The sequence below is a fragment of the Globicatella sulfidifaciens DSM 15739 genome (assembly GCF_900167405.1).
In the GTDB taxonomy this organism is placed as follows: Bacteria; Bacillota; Bacilli; order Lactobacillales; family Aerococcaceae; genus Globicatella; species Globicatella sulfidifaciens.
Genome location: NZ_FUWO01000008.1, coordinates 67369 through 91078 on the forward strand (window position 1 = coordinate 67369; position 23710 = coordinate 91078).

At 35.8% G+C, this 23710-nt stretch carries 19 protein-coding genes; 5 read left to right on the plus strand and 14 right to left on the minus strand.

Annotated features, from left to right (window positions below; translation table 11 throughout):
- Positions 1-49: 49 nt before the first annotated feature.
- The 8 genes from B5D12_RS05620 to B5D12_RS05655 form a co-directional block, all read right to left on the minus strand.
- Positions 50-2251, minus strand: a complete 2202-nt coding sequence (locus B5D12_RS05620) for a helix-turn-helix domain-containing protein (RefSeq protein ID WP_078755881.1) — start codon at positions 2249-2251, stop codon at positions 50-52.
- 172 nt (positions 2252-2423) lie between these two features.
- Positions 2424-2666, minus strand: coding sequence for a hypothetical protein (locus B5D12_RS05625; protein ID WP_078755882.1), 243 nt, complete (start codon positions 2664-2666; stop codon positions 2424-2426).
- A 358-nt stretch (positions 2667-3024) separates the two neighbouring features.
- A complete protein-coding gene (locus B5D12_RS05630) occupies positions 3025-4611 on the minus strand; it encodes an acyl CoA:acetate/3-ketoacid CoA transferase (RefSeq protein WP_078755883.1) in 1587 nt (528 codons plus the stop codon).
- A gap of 39 nt (positions 4612-4650) precedes the next feature.
- Complete coding sequence (gene fadD, locus B5D12_RS05635; RefSeq protein ID WP_078755884.1) at positions 4651-6192, minus strand: long-chain-fatty-acid--CoA ligase FadD; 1542 nt, start codon at positions 6190-6192, stop codon at positions 4651-4653.
- Positions 6193-6244: 52 nt separating this feature from the next.
- The gene (locus B5D12_RS05640; protein WP_078755885.1) at positions 6245-8293 is read right to left on the minus strand and encodes a 3-hydroxyacyl-CoA dehydrogenase/enoyl-CoA hydratase family protein; all 2049 of its coding nucleotides are present in this window, start codon (positions 8291-8293) and stop codon (positions 6245-6247) included.
- Positions 8294-8309: 16 nt separating this feature from the next.
- Complete coding sequence (locus B5D12_RS05645; RefSeq protein ID WP_078755886.1) at positions 8310-9557, minus strand: thiolase family protein; 1248 nt, start codon at positions 9555-9557, stop codon at positions 8310-8312.
- A 98-nt stretch (positions 9558-9655) separates the two neighbouring features.
- Positions 9656-10873, minus strand: coding sequence for an acyl-CoA dehydrogenase family protein (locus B5D12_RS05650; RefSeq protein WP_078755887.1), 1218 nt, complete (start codon positions 10871-10873; stop codon positions 9656-9658).
- Between the two features lie 51 nt (positions 10874-10924).
- Positions 10925-11788, minus strand: coding sequence for a 3-hydroxyacyl-CoA dehydrogenase family protein (locus tag B5D12_RS05655; protein ID WP_078755888.1), 864 nt, complete (start codon positions 11786-11788; stop codon positions 10925-10927).
- 452 nt (positions 11789-12240) lie between these two features.
- Between B5D12_RS05655 and B5D12_RS05660 the strand changes: the two genes are divergently transcribed.
- The 5 genes from B5D12_RS05660 (at position 12241) to B5D12_RS05680 (ending at position 16205) form a co-directional block, all read left to right on the plus strand.
- Complete coding sequence (locus B5D12_RS05660; RefSeq protein WP_078755889.1) at positions 12241-12975, plus strand: amino acid ABC transporter ATP-binding protein; 735 nt, start codon at positions 12241-12243, stop codon at positions 12973-12975.
- An 11-nt stretch (positions 12976-12986) separates the two neighbouring features.
- Positions 12987-13823 (plus strand): transporter substrate-binding domain-containing protein, encoded by an 837-nt coding sequence (locus B5D12_RS05665; RefSeq protein WP_078755890.1) that lies wholly within the window; start codon positions 12987-12989, stop codon positions 13821-13823.
- Between the two features lies 1 nt (position 13824).
- Positions 13825-14475: an amino acid ABC transporter permease gene (locus B5D12_RS05670; RefSeq protein WP_078755891.1), complete on the plus strand. Its 651-nt coding sequence runs from the start codon at positions 13825-13827 to the stop codon at positions 14473-14475.
- Positions 14476-14486: 11 nt separating this feature from the next.
- The gene (locus B5D12_RS05675) at positions 14487-15140 is read left to right on the plus strand and encodes an amino acid ABC transporter permease (RefSeq protein ID WP_078755892.1); all 654 of its coding nucleotides are present in this window, start codon (positions 14487-14489) and stop codon (positions 15138-15140) included.
- 177 nt (positions 15141-15317) lie between these two features.
- Positions 15318-16205: a LysR family transcriptional regulator gene (locus B5D12_RS05680; RefSeq protein ID WP_078755893.1), complete on the plus strand. Its 888-nt coding sequence runs from the start codon at positions 15318-15320 to the stop codon at positions 16203-16205.
- A 75-nt stretch (positions 16206-16280) separates the two neighbouring features.
- On the opposite strand, the gene B5D12_RS05685 is transcribed toward B5D12_RS05680, so the two are convergent.
- From B5D12_RS05685 to B5D12_RS05710, 6 genes are all read right to left on the minus strand, one after another.
- Positions 16281-17048, minus strand: coding sequence for an ABC transporter ATP-binding protein (locus B5D12_RS05685; protein WP_078755894.1), 768 nt, complete (start codon positions 17046-17048; stop codon positions 16281-16283).
- Complete coding sequence (locus B5D12_RS05690) at positions 17045-18124, minus strand: taurine ABC transporter substrate-binding protein (protein ID WP_078755895.1); 1080 nt, start codon at positions 18122-18124, stop codon at positions 17045-17047. Before B5D12_RS05690 ends, B5D12_RS05685 begins: the two co-directional genes overlap by 4 nt.
- A complete protein-coding gene (locus B5D12_RS05695; RefSeq protein ID WP_078755896.1) occupies positions 18125-18901 on the minus strand; it encodes an ABC transporter permease in 777 nt (258 codons plus the stop codon).
- A 67-nt stretch (positions 18902-18968) separates the two neighbouring features.
- Positions 18969-20669 carry an FAD-dependent oxidoreductase gene (locus tag B5D12_RS05700; RefSeq protein ID WP_078755897.1) on the minus strand — a complete coding sequence of 567 codons (1701 nt, stop codon included), beginning with the start codon at positions 20667-20669 and terminating at the stop codon, positions 18969-18971.
- Positions 20670-20673: 4 nt separating this feature from the next.
- On the minus strand, positions 20674-21972 hold the full coding sequence (locus B5D12_RS05705) for a YeeE/YedE family protein (protein WP_078755898.1): 1299 nt from the start codon (positions 21970-21972) through the stop codon (positions 20674-20676).
- A 312-nt stretch (positions 21973-22284) separates the two neighbouring features.
- Positions 22285-23589, minus strand: coding sequence for an ISL3 family transposase (locus tag B5D12_RS05710; protein WP_078755899.1), 1305 nt, complete (start codon positions 23587-23589; stop codon positions 22285-22287).
- Positions 23590-23710: the final 121 nt, after the last annotated feature.

The window sequence follows — 23710 nt, forward strand, 5'->3', positions numbered from 1 at the left end:
ACAGCCTTCCTGTTCGACTACAAAACAAAAAGGCTTTTCAATATAAATATTATTCAAATAATTTTTCTCCAAAAAGATCAAACAAATGATAGGCTAATAGTAAATTAAATTGATGTTTATTATCATCCAACTCTATTTCTAAAATCTCTTTAATTTTTTCTAAGCGATAATTCATGGTTGAACGGTGTAAAAACAGTTCGTCTGCACTCGCTTTGACACTACAATGGTTATTTAAATAGACTCTTAAGGTTTCAAATAAATCCATACTACTATCAATCGATGCATCCCAAAGCTTACCTAATTGAGATTTAACAAATAGTTTTGTTTCATCAATTTGATTTAATTCGTTAAGAATCACATAAGAACCTAACTCATCATAGCTCGCAAAGTTTGGTTCATGTCCTGTTCTTTGGATAACATTTAAAACATGTTTCGCTTTGTCATAACGATCACGGTAATCTTTTAATTCTAATACCTGCCCACCTATGCCAATCCATAACCCTATTTGGGGATTCACAGCTTTTCGAATCGTCCTAAAGAGTTTTTGCCAATAAATACCTGGTTCTTCACCCTGAATAGCTTTCAACAGTACAATTCTTCCTTTATAAATAGCGGTTACTAATTTAGAATCGAATTTTGATAAATGATAAATCAACTCATTCATCACCGTATTACGCGCAATTCGTCTCACCACTAAATCATCCGAATGAGGTACAACATCTTCAATTGCTAATAAGCCTACATCATAGGAACTATCAATATCAAAGTTGAAATATGAAGCATAAGTAATGATTTGATTTAATTCTTCATGAGGTTTTCCAGAGAACAATGTCCCAACGAAACTATTTTTCAACTGATTTAAAGCATCTCGTTCAATTTTATATTTCATGAAGAAGGTTGCATAAATATTTAATGCCATTGAAATAGCCAAATTAAACGTTTCTTTATTCAAATTAACCTTATTTTCAGAATAAGCAATAAATCCCAATGCCTCACGGTCACCTTCAATTCGTCTAAAAACCATTTCTGTATCTTGAACTGAGATTCTAAATTCACTAGCTAAATGAACATGTTTTAACTTATAGTTCTTAATTTCCTTCATTAAAACATCGAGTTCTAAACTAGAATCTTTTTGTAAATATTTAGAATAAGGATTTAAAAATTGATCAAAGACAATAATATCCCGTTCGACAAATTCACCTAATAGTTGATTCATCTTATCAATATCCGTTTGCTCTAACGAACTTTTAATTAAATTATTTTGTAAATTAAACAATTCCTCTAATTCTTGACGACGTATTTTTTCTTGGCGTCTCAATGACAAGTTTTCATACATGGCACTAAAATAATTCGCATAAGTTTGCAGCAACTCAAAATCTTTTCCAGAAAAAATCTGTTCGGCTGGTTTTTCGCATACCATCGCGCCAACCATTTGTTCATTGATAACTAATGGTATCGTGATTTGCGAATAACCAATTTGTTCCACTCTCGGTAAATAATCTTTTAATAAATTCCCTTTACTAAGTGGGATATAATCATCTAACGTGACATAACCAAAAGTGGGTTTTTGTAGCAATAAAGCTTCATGCGCTTGATCGAGTAAGTAAACCCCTGTATAATGAGATCGCGATTCGCGACCGGATAATGTCACCACTTTCTCTAGCAGATCTTCAATTGAATTTTGCATCATCAGTTGATGAGAGGCTTGTGCAAAATACAATATTTGACGTTGGCTCGACTCATTACGTTGAATCATTTTCATCGCAATTGCTGCATAAGCACCTAACTCTTTAAATAATTCACGCATTTCGTTAAAAAAGGGACGCGTATCATAATAACCTACAATAATTATCCCTAAGTCTGAATGATCCTCCGCTATCGGAACTGTAAACCATGAATCAATACCACTCTTTTTAAAATATTGAATTAAAACAGAATCAGGGTCCAAATAATTATCATCGGATTTAATACTTCTTTCATACAATATCGGATTGACTTTATCTGTGGGATAAGGAAATATCTTTTCAATGTCGATATCTCCTGATAAATAATGGAGTCTTAAGTAGCCATTTAAATTTAAACCTATCCCAACAAAGTCACATTTAAGTAATTCTTTAAAACTCTCTCCTAGAACGGTCATAATTTCATCTCTAGAATTTATTTTTAATAATTTACGGGAAGCTTGCTTCATATGTTCTTCTATATGACGAATAAACTCTTCTCGTGATTGTTTAGTTTCTAAATTAGTCATTTTATTTTGACCTCACTTATATATACTCTCTTTAGTATAACACGAAACACTCTATATAAAAGCACTTTCAAACACATTTAACTGCTTATATTAGAATAACAATTTCTCAAGTGATTAAGGCTAGTGGGAGTGGGCAAGAAGTAGAAGATTAAATAATTTTTGCTTCGTCGGCCTACCCCCGCACAGTTGAGTAGGTATCAAACAAGTCCTTAAGACGCAGTTTGATGCCACTCAACCACTGCGCTTTTAAGGAATAAGCATTCATTTGACTGAATTTTTCAAATTTATGTTCCATATCTTTAAGACGCAGTTTGATGCCACTCAACCACTGCGCTTTTAATGAATAAGCACTCATTTGACTGAATTTTTCAAATTTATGTTCAATATCTTTAAGACGCAGTTTGATGCCACTCAACCACTGCGCTTTTAATTAACGCACAATAACATGATTGAATTTTCCAAGATTATACTCAGCTATCTTAAGACGCAGGTTGATGCCACTCAACCACTGCGCTTTTAATGAATAAGCATTCATTTGACTGAATTTTTCAAATTTATGTTCCATATCTTTAAGACGCAGGTTGAGACCACTCAACTAATGCGTTATTAATTAATGAACAATAATCTTGACTAAAATTTATCAAGTTTATGCCCACTCCCACTCAATGTTATAGAGCCCTTATATTAATTCAGTTTTATTTTAATAATCAAAAAAGCCGGAAGTATCCAGCTTCCCGACTTTTTCTTTAAAGAGTTTGTATTGTATGATTTGTTTATTTTTCGTTTAATTTAGCGTTCGCATCAATGATTGCTGCTAAACCGCCCCATTTTTCACTAAAGATACCTGGATCCATTTCTTTTAGGTCTTCTGAAATTAATGGAGTAAATTCCATTTGATCTAAAATATCTTTTTGTAAGTCGACACCTGGTGCAATTTCAATCAAGCGAACTTGTCCTTCGAATAAGTCAAATACTCCACGCTCAGTGATGTATAAGACTTCTTGTCCTGATTCCATTGCATATTCACCAGAGAATGAAACTTGTTCAACATTCTTAATAAATTTAGGTCCTTTACCTTGATCATCAATGACTAACTTACCATCTTCACAGTGTGATTTACCTCCTACCGTAAATGAACCGATGAAGACAATGCGTTTCGTGTTTTGAGAAATATTGATAAAGCCGCCAGGTCCTGGTACTTTCGGACCGAATTTAGTCACGTTATTATTACCGTATTGGTCAATTTCTCCAATACCTAAAACGGTTAAATCTAATCCGTTACCATCATAGAAGTCGAATTGATTAGCCATTGGAATAGATGCCTCGTGGTTTAGAGCTGATCCAAAGTCTAAGCCAACTGCAGGAATTCCACCCCATAACCCCATCTCTAATGTAGCATTGTAACGATCTGCTACACCTTCTTCACTTGCGACTTGCGCAACCATATCTGGAGAACCGAAGCCAAGGTTAATGGTATCCCCTGGACGTAATTGCATTGCAGCACGACGAGCAGTAATTTTACGTACATCTAATTTAGCTGGTTTGACGCTATCGGTTTTAACTGGCACTTTAATATCGCCGCTTAAACGAGGGTTATAGTAAGTTCCCATTGTTTGTTGGTGATATTTTTCTTCTTCTGCTACTACAACATAATCAACTAAACCAAATGGAATTTGAACATCTTTCGGATGAATTGAACCATTTTGAACAACATCTTTTACTTGCGCAACGACAATCCCACCAGAGTTTTTAGTAGCCATTGCGAGTTCTAATTGTTCTAATTTACAAGTTTCATCTTTAACTGATACGTTCCCATTTTCATCAGCATAAGATCCACGGATGAAAGCAACATCAATTTTTAAATTCGGGTATTGTAGCCACTCTTCTCCGTCTAACTCAACTACCTTAATGATATCTTCTTTAGTAATGGTTGTTGAACGAGAACCTTCTAAGCGAGGGTCTACGAATGTTTTTAATCCGACTTTCGTTAACATTGGTTTACGTCCTGCAATGGCACGGTATAATTGGGTAATAACCCCTTGTGGCCATAGATAGGTTTCGTACTCATTATTAACGATTTTTTCAACCATGCCTGGAGATGATCCTACGTGACCCGCAATTAATCGTTTAACTAATCCTGGCGCGGTCATATGGTCCGCTCCACGACCATATTGGTTATTACCAATTCCACACGACCACATAAAGGTAATATCTTTTGGATGTTGTTCTTCCTGATATCGTTCTTCAACACCTACTAATAATTGTTCTGGTAGTCCTCCTAAACCAAAGGTTAAGGTTGCTAATAAATCGCCGTCATTGACTAAATTCGCGGCTTCACGATACGAAATTACTTTGCTCATTCTTGTTCCTCCTAAATAGGTTATTTTAATCTATTTGTATTACATAATGATTTGTCTAGGTCTACTTAAATCATGACGACCTTCTTCAAATTCTTGCGCCATCGCTAATAATGCTTTTTTATCGATTTTTCCAATCGGTGTTTTTGGAAATTCATCCAATAAATAGTAACGTTTTGGTGTCTTATAGCCAGCTAAATTTAACTTAGCATATTCGCTTAACTCTTCAATAATGGATTCATCTAAGCCTTTGGTAATGACTGCTGCCACCACGGATTCACCCCATTGTTCAACTGGAATACCAAATACTACTGAATCGACTACTCCTGGGAATTTATTTAACACTTTTTCTACTTCACTAGGATAGACATTTTCGCCACCGGTAATTATCATGTCTTTACTACGCCCTACGATAAAGTAATCTCCCTCTTCATCCATACGTGCTAAGTCTCCGGTAAAGACAAAATCATATTTCAGCACTTTCGCTGTTTCTTCTGTATTATTCCAATAGCCACTAAATTTAGCATTATTACTAATAATCAAGTTACCCACTTCACCTTGCGGCACGTCATTGCCTTCATCATCTACTAGTCTCACATTATTAAACATGATTGGTTTTCCAACAGATAATTTCTTCATTCTTTGACGTTCTGGTGTATTTGAAAAATTATTTGGTCCAATCTCCGTTAGTCCATACGAGTTCACTAATGGTAAATCATGATCGGCAAATAACTGGTAAACATTCTCAGATAGTGGTGCACCACCAGAAATAATATAATTTAAAGAGCTCAAATTCTCTTTATTAAATAGATCCGAATGTGCTAACATATAGCACATCGTTGGTACAAAGAAGGCCTTTGTCGGTTTAAAATCACGGATAATTTCGATGGTCTCATCTGCATCAAAGAAGCGTTGAACAACCATTTGTCCTCCTGCCATCAAGATAGGTATCGTGAAACAGAAGAGTCCGGCTGTATGAAACATCGGTGTGGTGGTCATACCACGATCATCGGCATGAATGTTCCAACTTGGAATACTGTTTAAGCCATTACTAATAATAGCGCGATGACTAATCATTGCTCCTTTTGGCAAACCTGTCGTACCACTTGTATAAATCAAGACTGCGATGTCTTCTTCAGTCAATGATTGATTGGGTTGGAATGTCTTATTTTTACTAGGATCAACAATCGCATCATAGTCCTCACTGTCAATATCAACATCGAGTAATTCTTCCGATATTAGACCTAAACGTGTTTTATGTACTCTTGAATAAGCCAACAATTTTGGTTCTGAATTTTGTACAACATGAAGGACTTCCGTATCTTTTAAGCGCCAATTCATCGGCACAAAGATGGCTCCTAATTTTGTACAAGCTAACAGAAAATCAAAATGGGCTACGTCATTTGAGGAAAACAATGCAACACGATCCCCAGATTGAATCCCTTTCTCTTGTAAATAAGCCGCTAAATTAATGGCACGTTGGTTCATTTGGTCAAAAGTCCACTCGCGGCCCTTCTCGGCTTCTATTACTGCTACTTTCGAACCACTGATACGTGCTCGATCAGCAAACCAATCTATTCTCATCATTTATGCTCCTTTTACAATATCCACTCTGGGACGTGTATTATTTGTTCTACTAATTTAGGCTGCTATAATCGGGTCTCTTACCTGCTAACGATGCTTCTAATCCAATTAATGCTTCTGGTTTCGCAAAAGTTTCATTTAATAAAGATAATTCATACTCAATTCCTTCATCAATCGTCATTTCAGCTTGACGATCAATCATTTTCGGAATGACTTTACAAATACCGGGTGCTTTGTAACCAATTGTTTTAGCTGTTTTTTGAGCGAACTCTTCACGAACACCGTCGCCTGCAATGCCTTTGATTGTTTTTTCAAAGTTATCATCGTTAAAGGCATGCTTAATTTCAGCGTATTGCATTGGCACTTCACGTTGACGATATTTATCTGGTGCACCATTTTCAACTAAATCTTTGATTGCTGACTGAACATCTGCTGCATCGACTAATTTAGTTACAATGCCTAAATCTTTGGCTGCTTGAGCTGAAATACCTTTTCCTGTTAAGACAAAATATTTCGCTAATTCTTTACCAATTTGGTGGTTAGTACGTAACATACCGCCTAAACCAGGGTAGATTCCTAAGCCACTCTCAGGGAAACCAAATGATCCTTTTTCAGTTGCAACAATTGCTTGACATGCTAAGGCTAATTCAGAACCACCACCTAAAGATAAACCATCTAATAATGCAATCGTTATTTTTTCACTTTGTTCGATGCGACGTAATAATTTATGTCCACCTGAAGTGAAGTTGTAGTTATTGTCTAAGTTATTTGTTTTAATTGCATCTACGAAGAATTTTAAGTCAGCTCCCGCAACAAAGGCTTTACCTGCACCTGAGAAGACAATTCCTTTAACCGTTTCGTCTGCTTCAGCTTCATTAAACGCTTTTTCTAATTGACCAACTACTGTTGGGTTTAAAGCATTCATTGCTTCTGGACGGTTAATGCGAATATTTGCAATACCATCTTTTACTTCATAATCGACAAAGCTAAACTCAAATGGTTCACCTAATTCAGCTTGTTTTCTTAAGGTTTCGCTTAATTCATAACCAGGACTTTTTTCAGCTAAACGTTTCGTCATTTCATAGGTTTCTTTAACCCCAATTGTATTAGCTAATTGGAATGGTCCTTGTTTCCAACGTAAACCTACTACTGCACCACGGTTAACATCTTCAATAGTTGCAACACCTTCGTCAACTAATTTACCTGCTACACCAATCGCTGTTGCTAATAAATGTTCTTTCACTGCTTCGAATTTGCTTTCGTCTACTTCGCCATCTTCAACATCCCATAATTCTTTTGATTCAGTTTGTGTTTTTAATAACTCAGCCGGTTTATAGAATTCTGAAATTTCACGCGCTAAAGTATTAGCAGAATGGTAAGCAACTGGAATTCCTGTAGCATTCATTAAAGCGAATGGTCCCATTCCAATCTTGAAGGCATCACGAGCGGCTGCATCAATAGTTGCTTTATTAGCTAAACCTTCTTCGTAAATACGAACAGATTCTGTTAACCATGGAACAAAAAAACGGTTAACCGCAAAGCCCGGAGCATCTTTAACAGTGATAGAAGTTTTACCGTGTAAATCGGCAAATTTGTTAGCAATCGCAACTGTTTCTTCACTCGTACTTTCATGAGAAATGATTTCTAATAAACGATTTTTCGCTGGGTGGAAGAAATAGTGCATTCCAATGAAACGATCAGGACGATTAGTTGATTTTGCTAAGTTTTTAATATAGAAACTTGAAGTATTTGAGCTTAGGATGGTCTTTTCATCACAGATTTTATCTAATTTACTTAATACATCTGCTTTTACTTGTTCATCTTCAAATACCGCTTCAACAATGAAGTCAACTTCTTTTAAGTCTTCATAATTTGTTGTTGGGATTAAACGATCCAATGTTTCTTTTACAAATTGTTCAGTGAAAACTTTACGTTCTACCCCTTGGTTTAACATATTTTCAATGATGCCCATTCCGCGTTCAACAGCTGCTTGGTTTACATCTACTAAATAACATTTAATTCCTTCTTGGGCAATTTTTTGAGCGATACCAGAACCCATCGTTCCGGCACCAATTACTGCTACTGTAAATTCTTGTGTCATTAATGATTTCCTCCTATTAACCTTTGTAATAGCCGTTTTCTAATAACAACGCAATACCTTGTCCACCACCGATACATGCTGAAGCAATTGCATAGCGTTTATCAGGATTATTTTTGAATTCATATAATAATGAAGTAATAATACGCGCTCCTGACATTCCTAATGGGTGTCCTAAAGCAACTGCACCACCATGTGGGTTAAAGTTATTTTGATAGTATTCAGTATCCATATCGATACCTAATTCAATTAAACATCCGATTGTTTGACCTGCGAATGCTTCGTTAATTTCTAAGATATCAATATCTTTGACTAAGTCCATACCTTGACGCTCTAACATTTCACGAATCGCAAATACTGGGCCTAATCCCATTGTTTCAGGTGCACAACCAGAAATTTGATAGTCTACTACGCGAGCCATTACTTCTAAACCTTTTTCTTCAGCTAATGATTGAGTAGTAAAGATTTCAAACGCAGCCCCATCATTTAATCCTGAAGCATTACCTGCAGTTACAGTTCCATCTTTTTCAAATGCTGGACGTAATTTTGCTAAGCTTTCTAATGTTGTACCTGGTCTTGGATGACCATCTTTTTCAACTACAGTTACTTGACCTTTACGACCTACGATTTCTACTGGTACGATTTCTTGTGCAAAACGACCATTTTCCATTGCTTCGGCTGCTTTCGCTTGTGAATCAACTGCAAATTGATCTTGTTTTTCACGAGGAATTCCATATTTACGAACCACATTTTCAGCTGTATTACCCATATGTTGAATACCAGAGTCACGACCTGAAGCTGAAGAGTGTCCTTCTAAGTTTGCATCGATCAATACTTGGTTACCTGCTTTGAATCCTTCATAACGAACGCTTTCTGGTAAGAAGAAAGGTGCTCTAGATAATGATTCCGCCCCACCTGCTGCAATGATTTTTTTGTTTGAATGTAATAATTCTAATGTTGCAGAAACTGCTGATTGGATACCTGAACCACAAATACGGTTGATTGTCATACCAGTTGAACGATTGTCTAATCCACTGTTAATCGCAATAATATTACCTAAGTTATTAGTTGTTTGAGTTCCGGTTACGTGCCCTACAATAACTTCATCAATGTCAGACACTTCTAAGTTTGAACGTTTAACAGCTTCTTTTAAAGCTATTTCACCTAAAACTTCAACTGGAACTGTTTTTAAATCTCCTAAGTAAGCACCAACTGGTGTACGGGCAGCACCAACGATTACGATTTCTTCTTGTTTAGTATTTAACATTATAAAATATCTCCTTTTTTTGTCTTATCTTTTCTATTAAATGAGTGATTGCCAAACCACTGAGAATTTCAGCAGTCTGGCCACACTCTTTTGTTTGATTAAATGAATGCTGATAATCCTGTATAGTGACGTCCAATAATTAATGAGTTCACTTCATGAGTTCCTTCGTAAGTATACATACCTTCGATATCTGCGAAGAATCTTGGAATATCGTATTTCAATAGAATTCCGTTACCTCCAGCTACTTCACGAGCTAATGCCGCTGTTTCACGAGCACGGAAACCATTGTGTAATTTAGCCATTGAAGAAGCTTCTTCACGGTAAATACCTTGTTCTTGTTGTTCAGCTAATCGAACAGCAATCGCTAATGTTGCTTGAGCATTCATTGCCATACGTGCTAATTTTTCTTGAATTAATTGGAAGTTAGCAATTGGTTTTCCGAATTGTTCACGTTCACGAGTATATTTTAATGCTGCTTCGAACGCACCCGCTGTAGCACCAGCCAATAACCAAGCAACGTCTGAACGTGTATTACGTAAAATGTTCGCACAATCTTTCCAAGAGTTAACATTTTGAGCACGTTGTGATTCAGGCACTTTAACATCACGGTAGATGATTTCTGCGTTAGGCATCATACGGAAGAAAGCTTTTTGAGGTGTTACAAAAGTTTCTACCCCTTCAGATTCACGCTCTACATAGAATAATTTCACTTGATTGTCATCAACGTCACGAGCAAAGAATGCATGCCATTTAGCAAGTGCACCAGCACCGATCCATTTTTTGTGACCATTTAAAATCCAGTGGTCGCCTTCACGTTTCGCTGTTGCTCCCATACCACCTGCGATATCAGAACCATGATCAGGTTCAGTCATTGCTAATACGCCTAAACCTTCCCAAGAGTAAACTCCAGGCATTAATTGAGCGATTTGCTCTTCACTACCACCCACGCGAACACACTCATGGAAAAGACCGCCATTAGCTGTATAGAAAGTTCCTAATACTGGGTCAGTTTTCGCTAAAGTATAAGCACGGAATCCACGGAATAATTCTGAGATACGTCCATCTTCACGTCCTTCTAATAAACGTGGATCATCCATTAAGCGCATATCAATTACTTTTTGGAATGCTTCTAATGGGAAAGTTGCATTATGCCAATTTTCAGCTAATAAAGGTTTTAAGTCTTTTTCTAATACTTCTTCTAATTCTTTTAAGACTTCTTTTTCACCATCAGTTAATGCATCTGCATAGTTATATAAGTCTGAATAAAACATTTCGCCACTATTAAACAACTTATCTGCTCTTGATTCTTTTACCATGAGGATACCTCCAAATTTTTATTTTTTTATATTTTATAGCCTTTTAGAAAATTATTTTTTGTCGTAATCGTAGAAACCTTTTCCAGATTTCTTACCATTACGTCCTGCACGAATCATATTTTTTAATAAAGTAGGTGGTGTCCAACGATTGTCACCAAATTCTTTAGCAAAGTAGTTCATTACATGGTAACCAATATCTACCCCTGCATAGTCTTGTAATTCAAATGCACCCATTGGGTGATTTAAACCATAACGCATTGCTTTATCGATATCTTCTTTAGAAGCAATTCCTTCTTCTAATACTTTGATTGCTTCAATGAATTGAGGAATCATAATACGGTTAACGATGAATCCTGGAACGTCTTTCTTAACGATAACCACTTCTTTACGAATGCTTTCAGCTAATTCTTTAACAATATTGATAGTTTCATCACTTGTTTCTAATCCATAAATAATTTCACATAATTTCATTACTTGTGCTGGGTTAAAGAAGTGCATACCCGCAAAGCGTGCTGGATTATCTAATACACTGGCGATTTCAGTAATAGATAATGATGAAGTATTGGTTGATAAGATAACATCTTCACGTACAATGCCCTCTAATTCTTTAAACACTGCTTGTTTGATATCCATTTTTTCGATGATTGCTTCAACAACAAAGTCAACTTCTTTAAACTCATTTAAATCTGTTGTTGTACGAATACGTCCTAATGTTTCATCCATTTGTTCTTGAGTTAATTTACCACGTTTTACAGAACCTTCCATAAACTTAGTAATGCGATCCATACCAGCTTGAATAAAACGTTCTTCTACATCACGCAAAATAACTTGATATCCATTTTGCGCAAAAAGGTTTGCAATACCTGAACCCATAGCGCCTGCTCCAACTACCCCAACCGTCTTGATATTTGACATATTGAACACTCCTTTTGTGCCTTGTTTTATCTCACACTCTCATGATAACGTTTTCTAAAAGCGTCATCATCATCATATGTGAGGATTGTTTTTATTTTTTTAGTACAAAACGTAGGATTATTGCGTTTGCAAATCTTATAATAGATAGCACCCGCCTTAAAACCGTTTTTCTTCACGGCATTTTACTTTTTTATCTATTCATCACGCACTATACTGATTAAAATTTTTATTCGTATTACAAACCATCATCATCACTTCGGTTATGATTACCGCACCATGGCCTAACGATATTTATTAAGTGTATTTTTTTGCTCTCAATAGTCAATGAGATACTTATTTGACAGGTCGTTGTTATTTCATGTAATATTTTCTTACATCGTTTGGAATATAAGACTTTATTTAATTTAAATTTAATGTTATTCTAATAATAAAAATTTTAGGAGGTATCAACTATGACAATCGAATTTAAACAAGTTGATAAATACTATGGAAACTATCATGCACTTAAAAATATAAATTTAAAGATTGAGACAGGAGAGGTTGTCGTATTAATTGGCCCTTCTGGTTCAGGTAAAAGTACTCTACTTAGAACAATCAATGGCTTAGAATCTATTGATAGTGGAGAATTATGGATTGATGATGATCAATTGAATGCACCAAACGTTGATTTAAAAAATATTCGTAAGCATATCGGGATGGTATTTCAACATTTTGAGCTTTATCCGCATATGACCGTTTTAGAAAATATTACCTTAGCACCAACAAAAGTATTAAAGAAACCTAAAGCCGAAGCTGAAAAACTAGCGAAAGAGTTATTAGATCAAGTCGGGATGCTAGATAAAATTGACAGCTATCCTACGATGTTATCTGGGGGTCAAAAACAACGTGTTGCGATTGCGAGAGCGATGGCAATGAAACCAAACATTATGCTATTTGATGAACCAACCTCAGCACTAGACCCTGAAATGGTTGGCGAAGTTTTAGAAGTAATGAATTCAGTCGCAAAAGCTGCAGGGATTACGTTAGTTGTGGTTACTCACGAGATGGGATTTGCGAAAGAAGTTTCCGACCGTGTTATCTTTATGGACCAAGGTGAAATCGTAGAAGACAGCCCTTCTGATGATTTCTTTGCTCAACCGAAAGAAGAAAGAGCGGTCCAATTCCTAAGTAAGATTATTCGCCATTAAGAGGTGATTGTATGAAGTCTTATAAAAAACACAGTAAAACAATCGCCTATCTATTGTTTATTGCGATTATCGCGATTTTCCTCTTAGTCTTTAATCAAGCTGCCTCAAAATCATTAACTAAAGATGTGGCTGAGCGCTTATCCGGAAAAGATCAAACTATCCTATGGGGCGTTAAAAACGATACGAAATTATTTGGTTATTATAATGTTGAAACTCAAGAAATTGAAGGATTTGATATTGATATTGCGAAAGAATTAACTCGTCGTATTACCGGTGATGCTGAAAATGCTCGCTTTATTGAAGTTACCAGTAAAACCCGTATTCCTTTACTAAAAAACGGAAATATCGACGCAATTATCGCTACCATGACTATCACCGATGCTCGTAAAAAAGTCGTTGACTTTAGTGATGTCTATTTTGCAGCTGGGCAATCTTTATTAGTTGCTAATGATGCTAATATTAATTCTGTTAAGGATTTAACGGCTGAGCATACGGTTATTACGGTTAAAGGATCAACTAGTGCTAAAAATATTCGTGAAGCTGCACCCGCAGCCAATATCATCGAATTGGAAACCTATGCCGATGGCTTTACCGCACTAAAAGCAGGTCAAGGTGATGCCGTTACGACTGATAATGCCATTCTTTTAGGTTTATTAGTTGGAAACGACGGCTATCGTGTTGTCAGTGAAAACTTTACCGATGAACCTTATGGGATTGCTGTTAATAAACAACAAGAAGGATTTTTATCTCAGATTAATCAACACCTTGCTGACATGCAAGCGGATGGAACCTATGACCAAATCTACAATAAATGGTTTGGAGAATTATTAGCGAAAGGAGCTGAATAAGATGTTCGAGCTTTTTAATACTTATTCAGGACAATTTTTATCTGGATTTGGTTACACATTATTAGCCTCCCTAATTGTTCTAATAGCTAGCTTTATCATTGGGATTGGTATGGCCATTGCTCAAACTTCTGACAACAAACTACTTAGCGGCTTCGCTACTGCCTACATCGAAGTTTTTCGTAACATTCCCCTTTTAATTATTGTTATGTTTTTCTATGTCGTTGTGCCATTATCGGGAATTGATATTAGCGGCTTTATGTCTGGAGTCATTGGCTTAAGTATCTATACCTCTTCTTTCGTTGCTGATGTCGTAAAAAGCGGGATCTCATCGATTCCAGCCGGTCAAAGAGAGGCTGGTTTAGCTAGTGGTTTATCTAAAAATCAAGTAATGTTTTTAATTATCTTGCCTCAAGCATTAAAATTGGTGTTACCACCATTAGGCAATCAAATGATTAACCTCGTCAAAAACTCCTCTATCTTCGCAATGGTGGCTGGCCTAGATTTAATGTATCAAGGCGACTTAATTGTCAGTGAAACCTATAATGTCTTCGGCACCTATATTATCGTCGGAATCTTCTACTTGATCATTACTGTACCAATCAGTCTAATGGTTAAACGCCTAGAAGAACGTCAAAGTCAAACCAGCCGATAGGAGGAATTTAGATGACAACATTATTATTTATTACCGGCAATCAATTTTCTTTCTTATTAAACGGATTATGGGTGACCATTGGTGTCGCTGCCGTGACCATCATTTTAAGTTTAATTTTTGGGATTATTTTGGGTACTTTACGTTATGAAAATATACCGATCGTGTCAGATTTGCTCGCTTTATTAATCGATACCGTTCGTAATTTACCCTTATTATTAATTATCTTCTTTACTTATTTTGCATTACCACAAATTGGCATTCGTTTATCTATCTTCTGGTCGACAGTAACCGCCATGACTATTTTCGAATCAGCCATGATTTCAGAAATTATCCGCGCTGGATTAAAAGGTTTACCTAGTGGACAAAAAGAAGCCGGATACGCATCTGGATTAAATACTTGGCAAGTCTTAAGCTTAATCTTATTACCCCAAGCAATCCGTAATATGATTTCAGCGATTGTAAGTCAATTAATTGCCTTAATTAAAGATACGTCTTTAGCGACGATTATTGCCTTACCGGAAATTATGCATAATGCGAAAATTATCTATAACCAAGATGTCGATGTTATTTTACAAGTATTCTTTATTTCCGCGGTTCTATATTTCATTGTATGTTATTCTTTATCATTAGTCGCACGTCGATATGAAGTGAAGAAGTCGGGTTAATTATTAAAAACCTGTAAAAGCTGATTTTACAGGTTTTTTTAGTCTTTATGTCAATTTATCATTAAAATCATTAAAAATTTTTAATTAACGATAAAGTTAGGATTATCTATTTGAATGCCCTCCCATAGTTTGATATAGTAAAATTACTTGTAAATCACGATATTGAGGAGCCGTACTATGTTAGACAATCGTTATGTTACTTTTTTAGAACTTGCAAAACAATTAAACTATACACGTACAGCTGAAAAATTATCATTGACTCAGCCCACTGTAACTAAACATATCCAAGCAATTGAAGAGGATTTAAAAATAAAACTATTTACATATAAAAATAAAACACTATCTCTGTCAGAAGATGGACACTATTTAGTTGAAGAATTATCTTTAATTTCGAATAAAATCAATGAAATCAAACAATATTTTTCTCGGAAATCAAATCAAAATAATTTAATAATCGGTGCCAGTCATACTATTGGTGAATATTTTATACCAAAATACACCAACATATTGTCACAAGATTTCCACCAATTTTCTTATCATCTCATTATCGAAAACCATGCTGTTCTACTTAATAAATTAAATAACCAAGAGATTGATTGTGCTCTTATCTCAGGTCCTTTAGACAAGAAAGGGGAATATAATGAATATGAATTTTATTGTGATGAAATAGTATTAATTTGTAATCAGAATCATCCCTTTGCACATCAAAAGGTAAGACTTAGCGATTTAGATCAAGAAACCTTTGTTTTAAGAGAAACTGACTCGGGGCTTTATCAATCCTTGCATTGTCAATTAAAGGCTCAAAATTATTCAATTGATTCATTTAATAATGTTAGTCATATTGGAAATATCAGTTTAATTAGTCATATTATCCAACAACAAAATAAATTAAGTTTCTTTTATCGTTCTACCATCGAAAATGATTTAAAGTCTGGACAAGTCGCACAAATATACTTACCAGATATTGATCTAACTCAACGTTTTGTATTAATATACAATCCAAAATTAATCGAAAAATCATCAATTGCTTCTTTACTCAATTTATTAAAAATTAATACAGCCTAGTTTTCCACGATAAAAAACCATTGACAACTCTCTATCAAGCTTATTGTTGCCAATAGGAGTTATTAATGCTTTTATTTAATCAAAGGCCTGATGTATTTGACGTTTTATCTTCTGATATTGTGGATCTAGATAAACAGGTGTTTCCTGATCTAATAACAAACGGTGAGTATAATCCAACGAAATCTCATCAAAAGGCTTTAAAGTATTCTTATACAGAACCAATACTCTTGTCCCAAGCGTTAATGCTTCATCAATATCATGAGTAATCATTAGAAAGGTACTCTGTGTTTCTGACCAAAGTTTACGGATAAAATTTTGCATTTTACTTCTGGTACTAGCATCTAAAGCACCTAATGGCTCATCCAACAATACCATTTCAGGCGCATTTGCTAATACCCTAGCTAATTGCACCCTTTGTTGCATCCCTCCTGAGATTTCAAAAATATATTTATCATGATCTGCACTCATTTCAACTCGATCTAATATTTGGGTTACAGTAGATTCAATTTCTTTTTTCCCTACACCTCTTGACTCTAATCCAAAAGCTACATTTTCAGCTACATTTAACCAGGGAAATAAAGTATGTTGTTGAAAGACCACTCCACGATGCCAGGAGGGGCCATTGACTGGATCGCCATTAAAGATTACACTCCCAGCTGTCGGTGCAAGATAGCCGGCAATAATATTCAATAAGGTGCTTTTACCACATCCTGAAGGTCCCACAACACAAATAAACTCACCACTTTTAAAACTCATATTAAGATTATTCAATATCATCACTTTAGAACCTGGATATTGGTAACTCATGTTTTCAAGTCTCAATAATTCATTATTTGAACTCATGATTCATCAACCTCCAGTGCTTTTTCGATATAACTTGCATTTACAAAATCAGCAATTTCTACCGCTGATGGTAATTTTGTTATCTCTTTTTCTTGTTTTAAAAATGCACTAATTTCTGCGATTACTTGATTGAAATCCCCTTCTAGTGAGTTGTTGCCCAAATAGGCTTTACTTAACAATTCATCGGTGGTCAGCCAAATAGTTCCAGACATTTGCATTAAGGCTATTTCAGGTGAGATTTCGAGGGAAGCAGCAACCAATTCTGCTGCTTGTTCAGGTGATTCGCGATAGTAATCAGATCCCTGCATAATTCCTTTCAAAATCATCGCTGTTAATTTAGGATATCGATGAGTAAATCCCTTTCGTCCAATCATGACATTTGCAGTAACAACTCCTTCTTCTACTAGGTCTTTAGAGCTGAGAAGTGTTTCGCCCCCATCTTCGGTGATTGTCGTCAAAATCGGATCCCAAGTATAAGCGGCATCAACGTCATCTCTTTTCCATGCTGCTGCAATATCGATTGTTTTCATATCTAATAATGTAACATCTTTTACCATATCATGAAGCTCTAATGCCTTTTTCAAACTATAATGAGAAGTGGAGGCAAAAGTAGTCGCGATTGTTTTGCCTTTTAGTTCTTCAAATGAATTTATACGACGATTCTCCTTCACCACTAGCGCTTCGTTGGTTCCTAATAGTTCATGTAACCAAATTAGTTCAACATCAAGACCTTTCGATAGAGCCACAACACCATTTGTAATTCCCATGGTCGCAAAATCTATATTCGCTGCTGCTAATGCTTTATTAGCTTCCACTCCAGAATCAAACACTAAAAAATTGATCTTTATGCCTAATGGCTCAAACTGTTGAGTAATTAATTTCTTCTCAATGGCAATCATCTCATCATTAGGAACGCGTAAATAGCCAATATTAATCTCTTTTGGAAGATGACTTTCCTGATTTGAAGCAACAGAAAAAATGTCGGGCAAATAATGCACAATCGATATAAGCAACCCCATAATCGTGAAGAGCATTATCATCCATCGTATAAGCTTTTGTTTTTTTCGATAAGTCATTTATACCCGTCCCTTCCAAAACACTAAATGTCGCTCACAAAATAGGATTGCGAGGTCAATCAACACACCTGTTAACCCCATAATGATAATTCCCACAAACATTACATCACTTTTCAAATAACGCGAAGCATCCATGACCATCCATCCAATTCCGGAGGTAGAAGCTGTCATTTCAGCTGCAACGAGAGTCGAATAAGCAAAGCCAAAGGCTGTCCTAAACCCAGTAAATACCTCAGGTAAAGTAGCTGGCCAAATTATTTTCTTTAAAATTCGGATTTTGTTGGCACCTAGCGACTGACCTGTTAATAAATAATCATGCCTAATTTTTCCAATCGCCGAAACACACGCAATATAAATAGGGGCAAATGCTGCTAGGTATAGTAAGAAAATTTTAGATCTATCTCCAATCCCCATCCAAATAATCAACAAAGGATAATAAGCCAAAGGGGGAATTGGACGATAAAATTGAATCAGAGAATCCACCACTCCACGAATAATTGGTACATACCCACTAATAAACCCAAGCGGCACTCCTGTCACCACACCAAAAAATAAAGCCAAAAATAAACGTACAAAACTACTACGAAGATGGAAAATGAATGAATGGGTACCATAACCATTATTAACAATATCCAAAAATGATTGCCAAACCTCTTTAATTGAAGGGATCATTACCATTTGTTCTGCTGAGAACAAAGAATAAATTAGCCAAATAAATAGTAAAATTCCCCAAGTTAAAACAGGTAACAGAATTTGATTGCTTTTTTGATGATTCATCCTTCTCCTCCTAAAAAAACACCAAGAATTACCATTATGATAATTCTTGGCAAGTCTACAAAATTAATTATTTAAAGTTGTAATCTGTAACAATTGGGTCTCGCTTTTCTACTTGATCACGGAAATACTCGTGTTCACTTACCCCTAACATTGAGCCATCGATATTATAAACATTGTCATACCCTCTTTGCATTAATGCTCGTACCATATTGTAAGAACGTTGACTTGAGCGGCAGTGAATATATACCGGTTGATCCTTAGGTATTTCATCTAAACGATTTCTAAATTGACTTAAAGGTATATTATGAGCCCCTTTAATATGACTTAAAGCATACTCATTTTCTTCACGTGCATCAATAATGAAAGCTCCTGTTTCTACTAATTCTCTAACTTTACTTACAGGTACTTTTTTGAAATCACCATTTAAAATATTTAGAGCTACTAGTGCAGCATGATTGACAACATCTTTTGCAGTACTAAAGTACGGCGAGTAAGTTAACTCTAATTCTTTTAAGTCTTCTAGATTAGCATTATTCATGATAGCTGTGGCGATGACATCAATACGTTTGGTTGTATTCCCTTTACCAATTGCTTGCGCACCTAATACTTTTCCAGAAGGAACAGCAAATAATAATTTAAAGAAAATATTATTAGATGTTGGCATTAAACCTACACCATCTTTTGGAATAATATAACTATAATCATAGTTAATTCCCATTGCTTGACATTGTTTTTCATTTAAACCAGTATTTGCCACATTCAAATCAAAAATTTTAATCGAAGATGAACCAATCACACCTGTATTTCGATAAGTGCGTCCATACATATGGTCCGCTGCTGCTCGTGCTTGACGTTGCGCTGGACCCGCTAAAGCTAATTGCGTTGGATTACCTGTAAAGAAGTCTGTCACTTCAATTACATCACCTACTGCATAAATATGCGCATCATCCGTTTGATAATGATGATTCACTTTAATATAACCTCGTTCATTAACGGAAAGCCCTGCTTGTACAGCTAATTCGCTATTTGGACGAACGCCAGCCGCCATAACGACCGCTTCTGCTTCAACCTTTTCTCCCGATTGTAATAATACGTGAGCATCCGTAATTTCTTGAACTGCATCCTCTAAATGTAGATGAATTCCTTTATCAAATAATTCACGGTTTACAATTTGAATCATATCTAGGTCTAATGGAGCTAACACTTGGTTTTGTGCTTCAATTAAGGATACATTATATCCTGCTTCTTTTAATGTTTCTGCTACTTCTAAACCAATAAATCCGCCACCGACAACCGCTACATTTTTAACATTATTATTTTGGATAAAGTTCATCATTGATTTTAGATGAGGAACTGTTTTCATCGGGAAGACATTTTCGCGGTCAATTCCTTTGATTGCCTTTGGCATTATAGCATCAGCACCTGGTGCTAATACTAACTCATCATAACTTTCTTCAAATGTTTCATCCGTCATTACGTTTTTAACTGTTACAGTTTTGTTATCACGATTGATGGAAATAACCTCATGATTAACAACCGCTTTAATATTATATTGCCCTGCAAATTCTTCGGGGGTCATTAATACTAAATTGTCCGCTTCTGGTACTAAGCCATTAATATGGAATGGAATACAGCAATTTGAAAACGATACAAAAGGGCCTCTTTCAAACATCGTAATGTCCGCAAACTCATCTAAACGTCGCACACGAGCAGCAACTGAAGCTCCACCTGCTACCCCACCAACAATGACAACTTTTTTGTTTTCCATTCTACTATTCTCCTTTACTTAAATGATCTGGGATTGGAATAATATTAATTTTCCCTTGGAAATATTTTAATCCCATTAATCCACCAACTGACATCGCCACCAAGAATACCCATCCTGATAATGAGAAATTACTGATAGCAGAGTACATTGCACCAATATTACAACCTAAAGCAAATCTTGAACCAAAGCCTAACATTAAGCCACCTAATGCGTACAATAAGGCGTCTTTCAATGAAAAATCAAAATCAATTTTAAAGCGATTAGCCAATAAAAATGAGATCGTACAACCAAAGAACAAGCCAATATTTCGAACTGTTCCACCATCCATCAATAAGCCTTTTTCTACTTTCTCTAAATGAGAACCAAAATTTTCTTCTGAAAAACTAAAGCCTAATTTTTGTAATACCGCAACGTCCAGGGTAACTAACGGAGTTGAAACCCCCCATGCTTTGCCCATCGTCACCATTACAAAGATTGCTCCCAAAGCAAGAACCAATGCCCCTAACATGAAGTTCCATCTTTCAATGAAAAACTTGTGGTATGTTTCATAACTAAAGAATTTTTCCGAACCATCTAACATTAAGGGGTGTTCAAACTCTTCCCAATCACCTTGAGGATCTTTATAAAAACCTTGTGCTTTTCGTTTGTTTTCAATTTGTACGGTATACCACCAAATCACACCTAATCCTATAAAGGTGACCAATAAGGCACCAAAGTAGCCAAATACTTGTGGTAAATGAAGTTGAACCCCTAACTTTCCTATGAATGTTCTATCGATCACTTTACGTGCCCAATGTCCAGGTGCCGCAGATAATACAAAAAAAATAAAAGCAATGAGTGAACGTCCCTGACCCTCTCCAAAGTCCGCTAATGTTCCCGAACCACATCCACCAGCCAACATCATTCCAATTCCAAAGATTACTCCCCCAACAATTGTTGCGATATTGGTGAAATAAACATTTTGTGTTCCAGGAATGAACGCTTGACCATCGGTTGCTAAATATTGAGGAACCGCACCATTAGAAGCTGCTTGCCATTGAATACCCATGAAAATTATCGCTGTTATACCAACCAAGACGATAAGTGCTTTAGTTAAACTTCCTTCTCCACGCATATAGATTCGTTTAATTCCACCAGCAAAACCAAAGCGAGAACGTGTTAAGGTATAACCTAATACCACTCCAGCAAACAATTGGATTGGTAAATTAGCTTTTTGACCTCCTAGATAAATTCCTAAGATGATTAATCCTAATAATAGAATAATGCCAGCAATTGTCTGAGACCATTTAATTTTACCTGACATACTTTTTCTCCTTTATTCATTATTTCACAAAAATAATTTTGTGATAACTGCATAAAATAAGCGCTTTTTTGTTTGCACATTCATCATACCACCGGTATTTTGTGAAGTAAAATTCAATTTTAGAATAGGTATATTCCGATTTGGAATAGATATTATTTATAAGGGGTGTTTCACCGATTATATAGGGGTTTAAAAAATAAAAAGAGCCATGGAAAAAGGCTCTTTGACAACTGGTGTTGGTCAGTGAATTTTAAATCAAGTTACAGAAATGTAGCTTGATTTTTTTTATGCTACTAATGTCCTGCTTTCATTTTAATAAATGACAGGCTTAATCGTCTTCGGCATATGATAAGTTAATAAAAATGACACTCGATTACGTGCTTGTAAATTATAAAAATTGGCATAGCCAAAGCCACTTCTTTTAATGTTTTTAATTTTATTATTAAACCCTTCGATTGGTCCATTTGAGAGTGTATATAACATCGTGTTCTTAATTTCAGCTCGATACTTTTCCATTGTGTCCAGTGCTTTTCTTAATTCACGCGGCAGTTGATACAAGTGAGATTCCGCTAATATCTCTTGAAACCCCTCATAATCATGGTCGTTAAAGAGAGCCTTTAATCGATTGACCCATGTATAAACAACTTCAATCCGAGGATCGATGTTTCGTAAAAAATCAACGATGCCTTTTTCAGTGATGAGGCCACTAAATAACCGATGTGAGTCATATTTTTCAAAGTCCAACTCCCAATCATTTTTAAGCAATAACTTCCAGAGGTTCTTTAATTTGGTGTAATGAGTCGGCACTTTATAGCGAAGTTCATTCATCACAGTCACACGGATTCGGTCAAGAGCCGTATTGAGTCGTTGAACAAGATGGAACCGGTCAATAATAATGACGGCATTGGGAAACAATCGAGGAAAAAAGTCTTTATAGGGCTCATACATATCCATCGTAATGGTTTTAACTTTTTTACGTACAGCGAGGTCGTAGCGCTGGAAATAGCGACGTAACGACACTTGTTTGCGGTCTTCGATAATATCAATGAGTCGATGATGTTGATTATCAATAATGATAGCAGACATGGCGCTCTCAACGGATTTAACCGATTTAAATTCATCAATGGCTAAGTGTTCAGGTAACCAGTGACGAGAGGGCTTCAGTTGTTCGCTTGCTTGACGAGCGATACGGTTAATGGACGGACTTGAAACCCCATACTCTTTCGCGATACCGGATTGAGGGCGAATCTCTTGAAGTGCGAGTTTAATCGCTAACTTCATGGGGTTAGAGAGAGAACAATGTTTGTCGACAAGAGTCGTTTCAGCAGAAAAGGTATGGGCACATTGCTTGCATCGATAGCGTTGCTTTTTAAGCGAAAGCTTAATAGGTTGAGAATTAAACTGTCCAAGATGAACTAGCACACGCTTGAAGCCCCATTTAATGGCACGATTTCGACACTTACAATGAGGGCAATGATTAACCTCATAGGATAGAATGCCATGAAGTAATTTATGAGTAGGTCTTTGATTTAAGGGAATTTGAGTCAATGTTTCAGTCAATTTGATATTAGGGTCTTTTATTTCAAGTAAATATTTTATACAATATGAATAGGTCAAGTGAATAACATCCTTTCTGTTTTTGTGGTTATTAATAGAATAAGTTAATTCACTGACCTTTTCAATTAAAATAAAAATAGATGGTGTTGATGGATAATTATTTTATCCACCAACACCATTT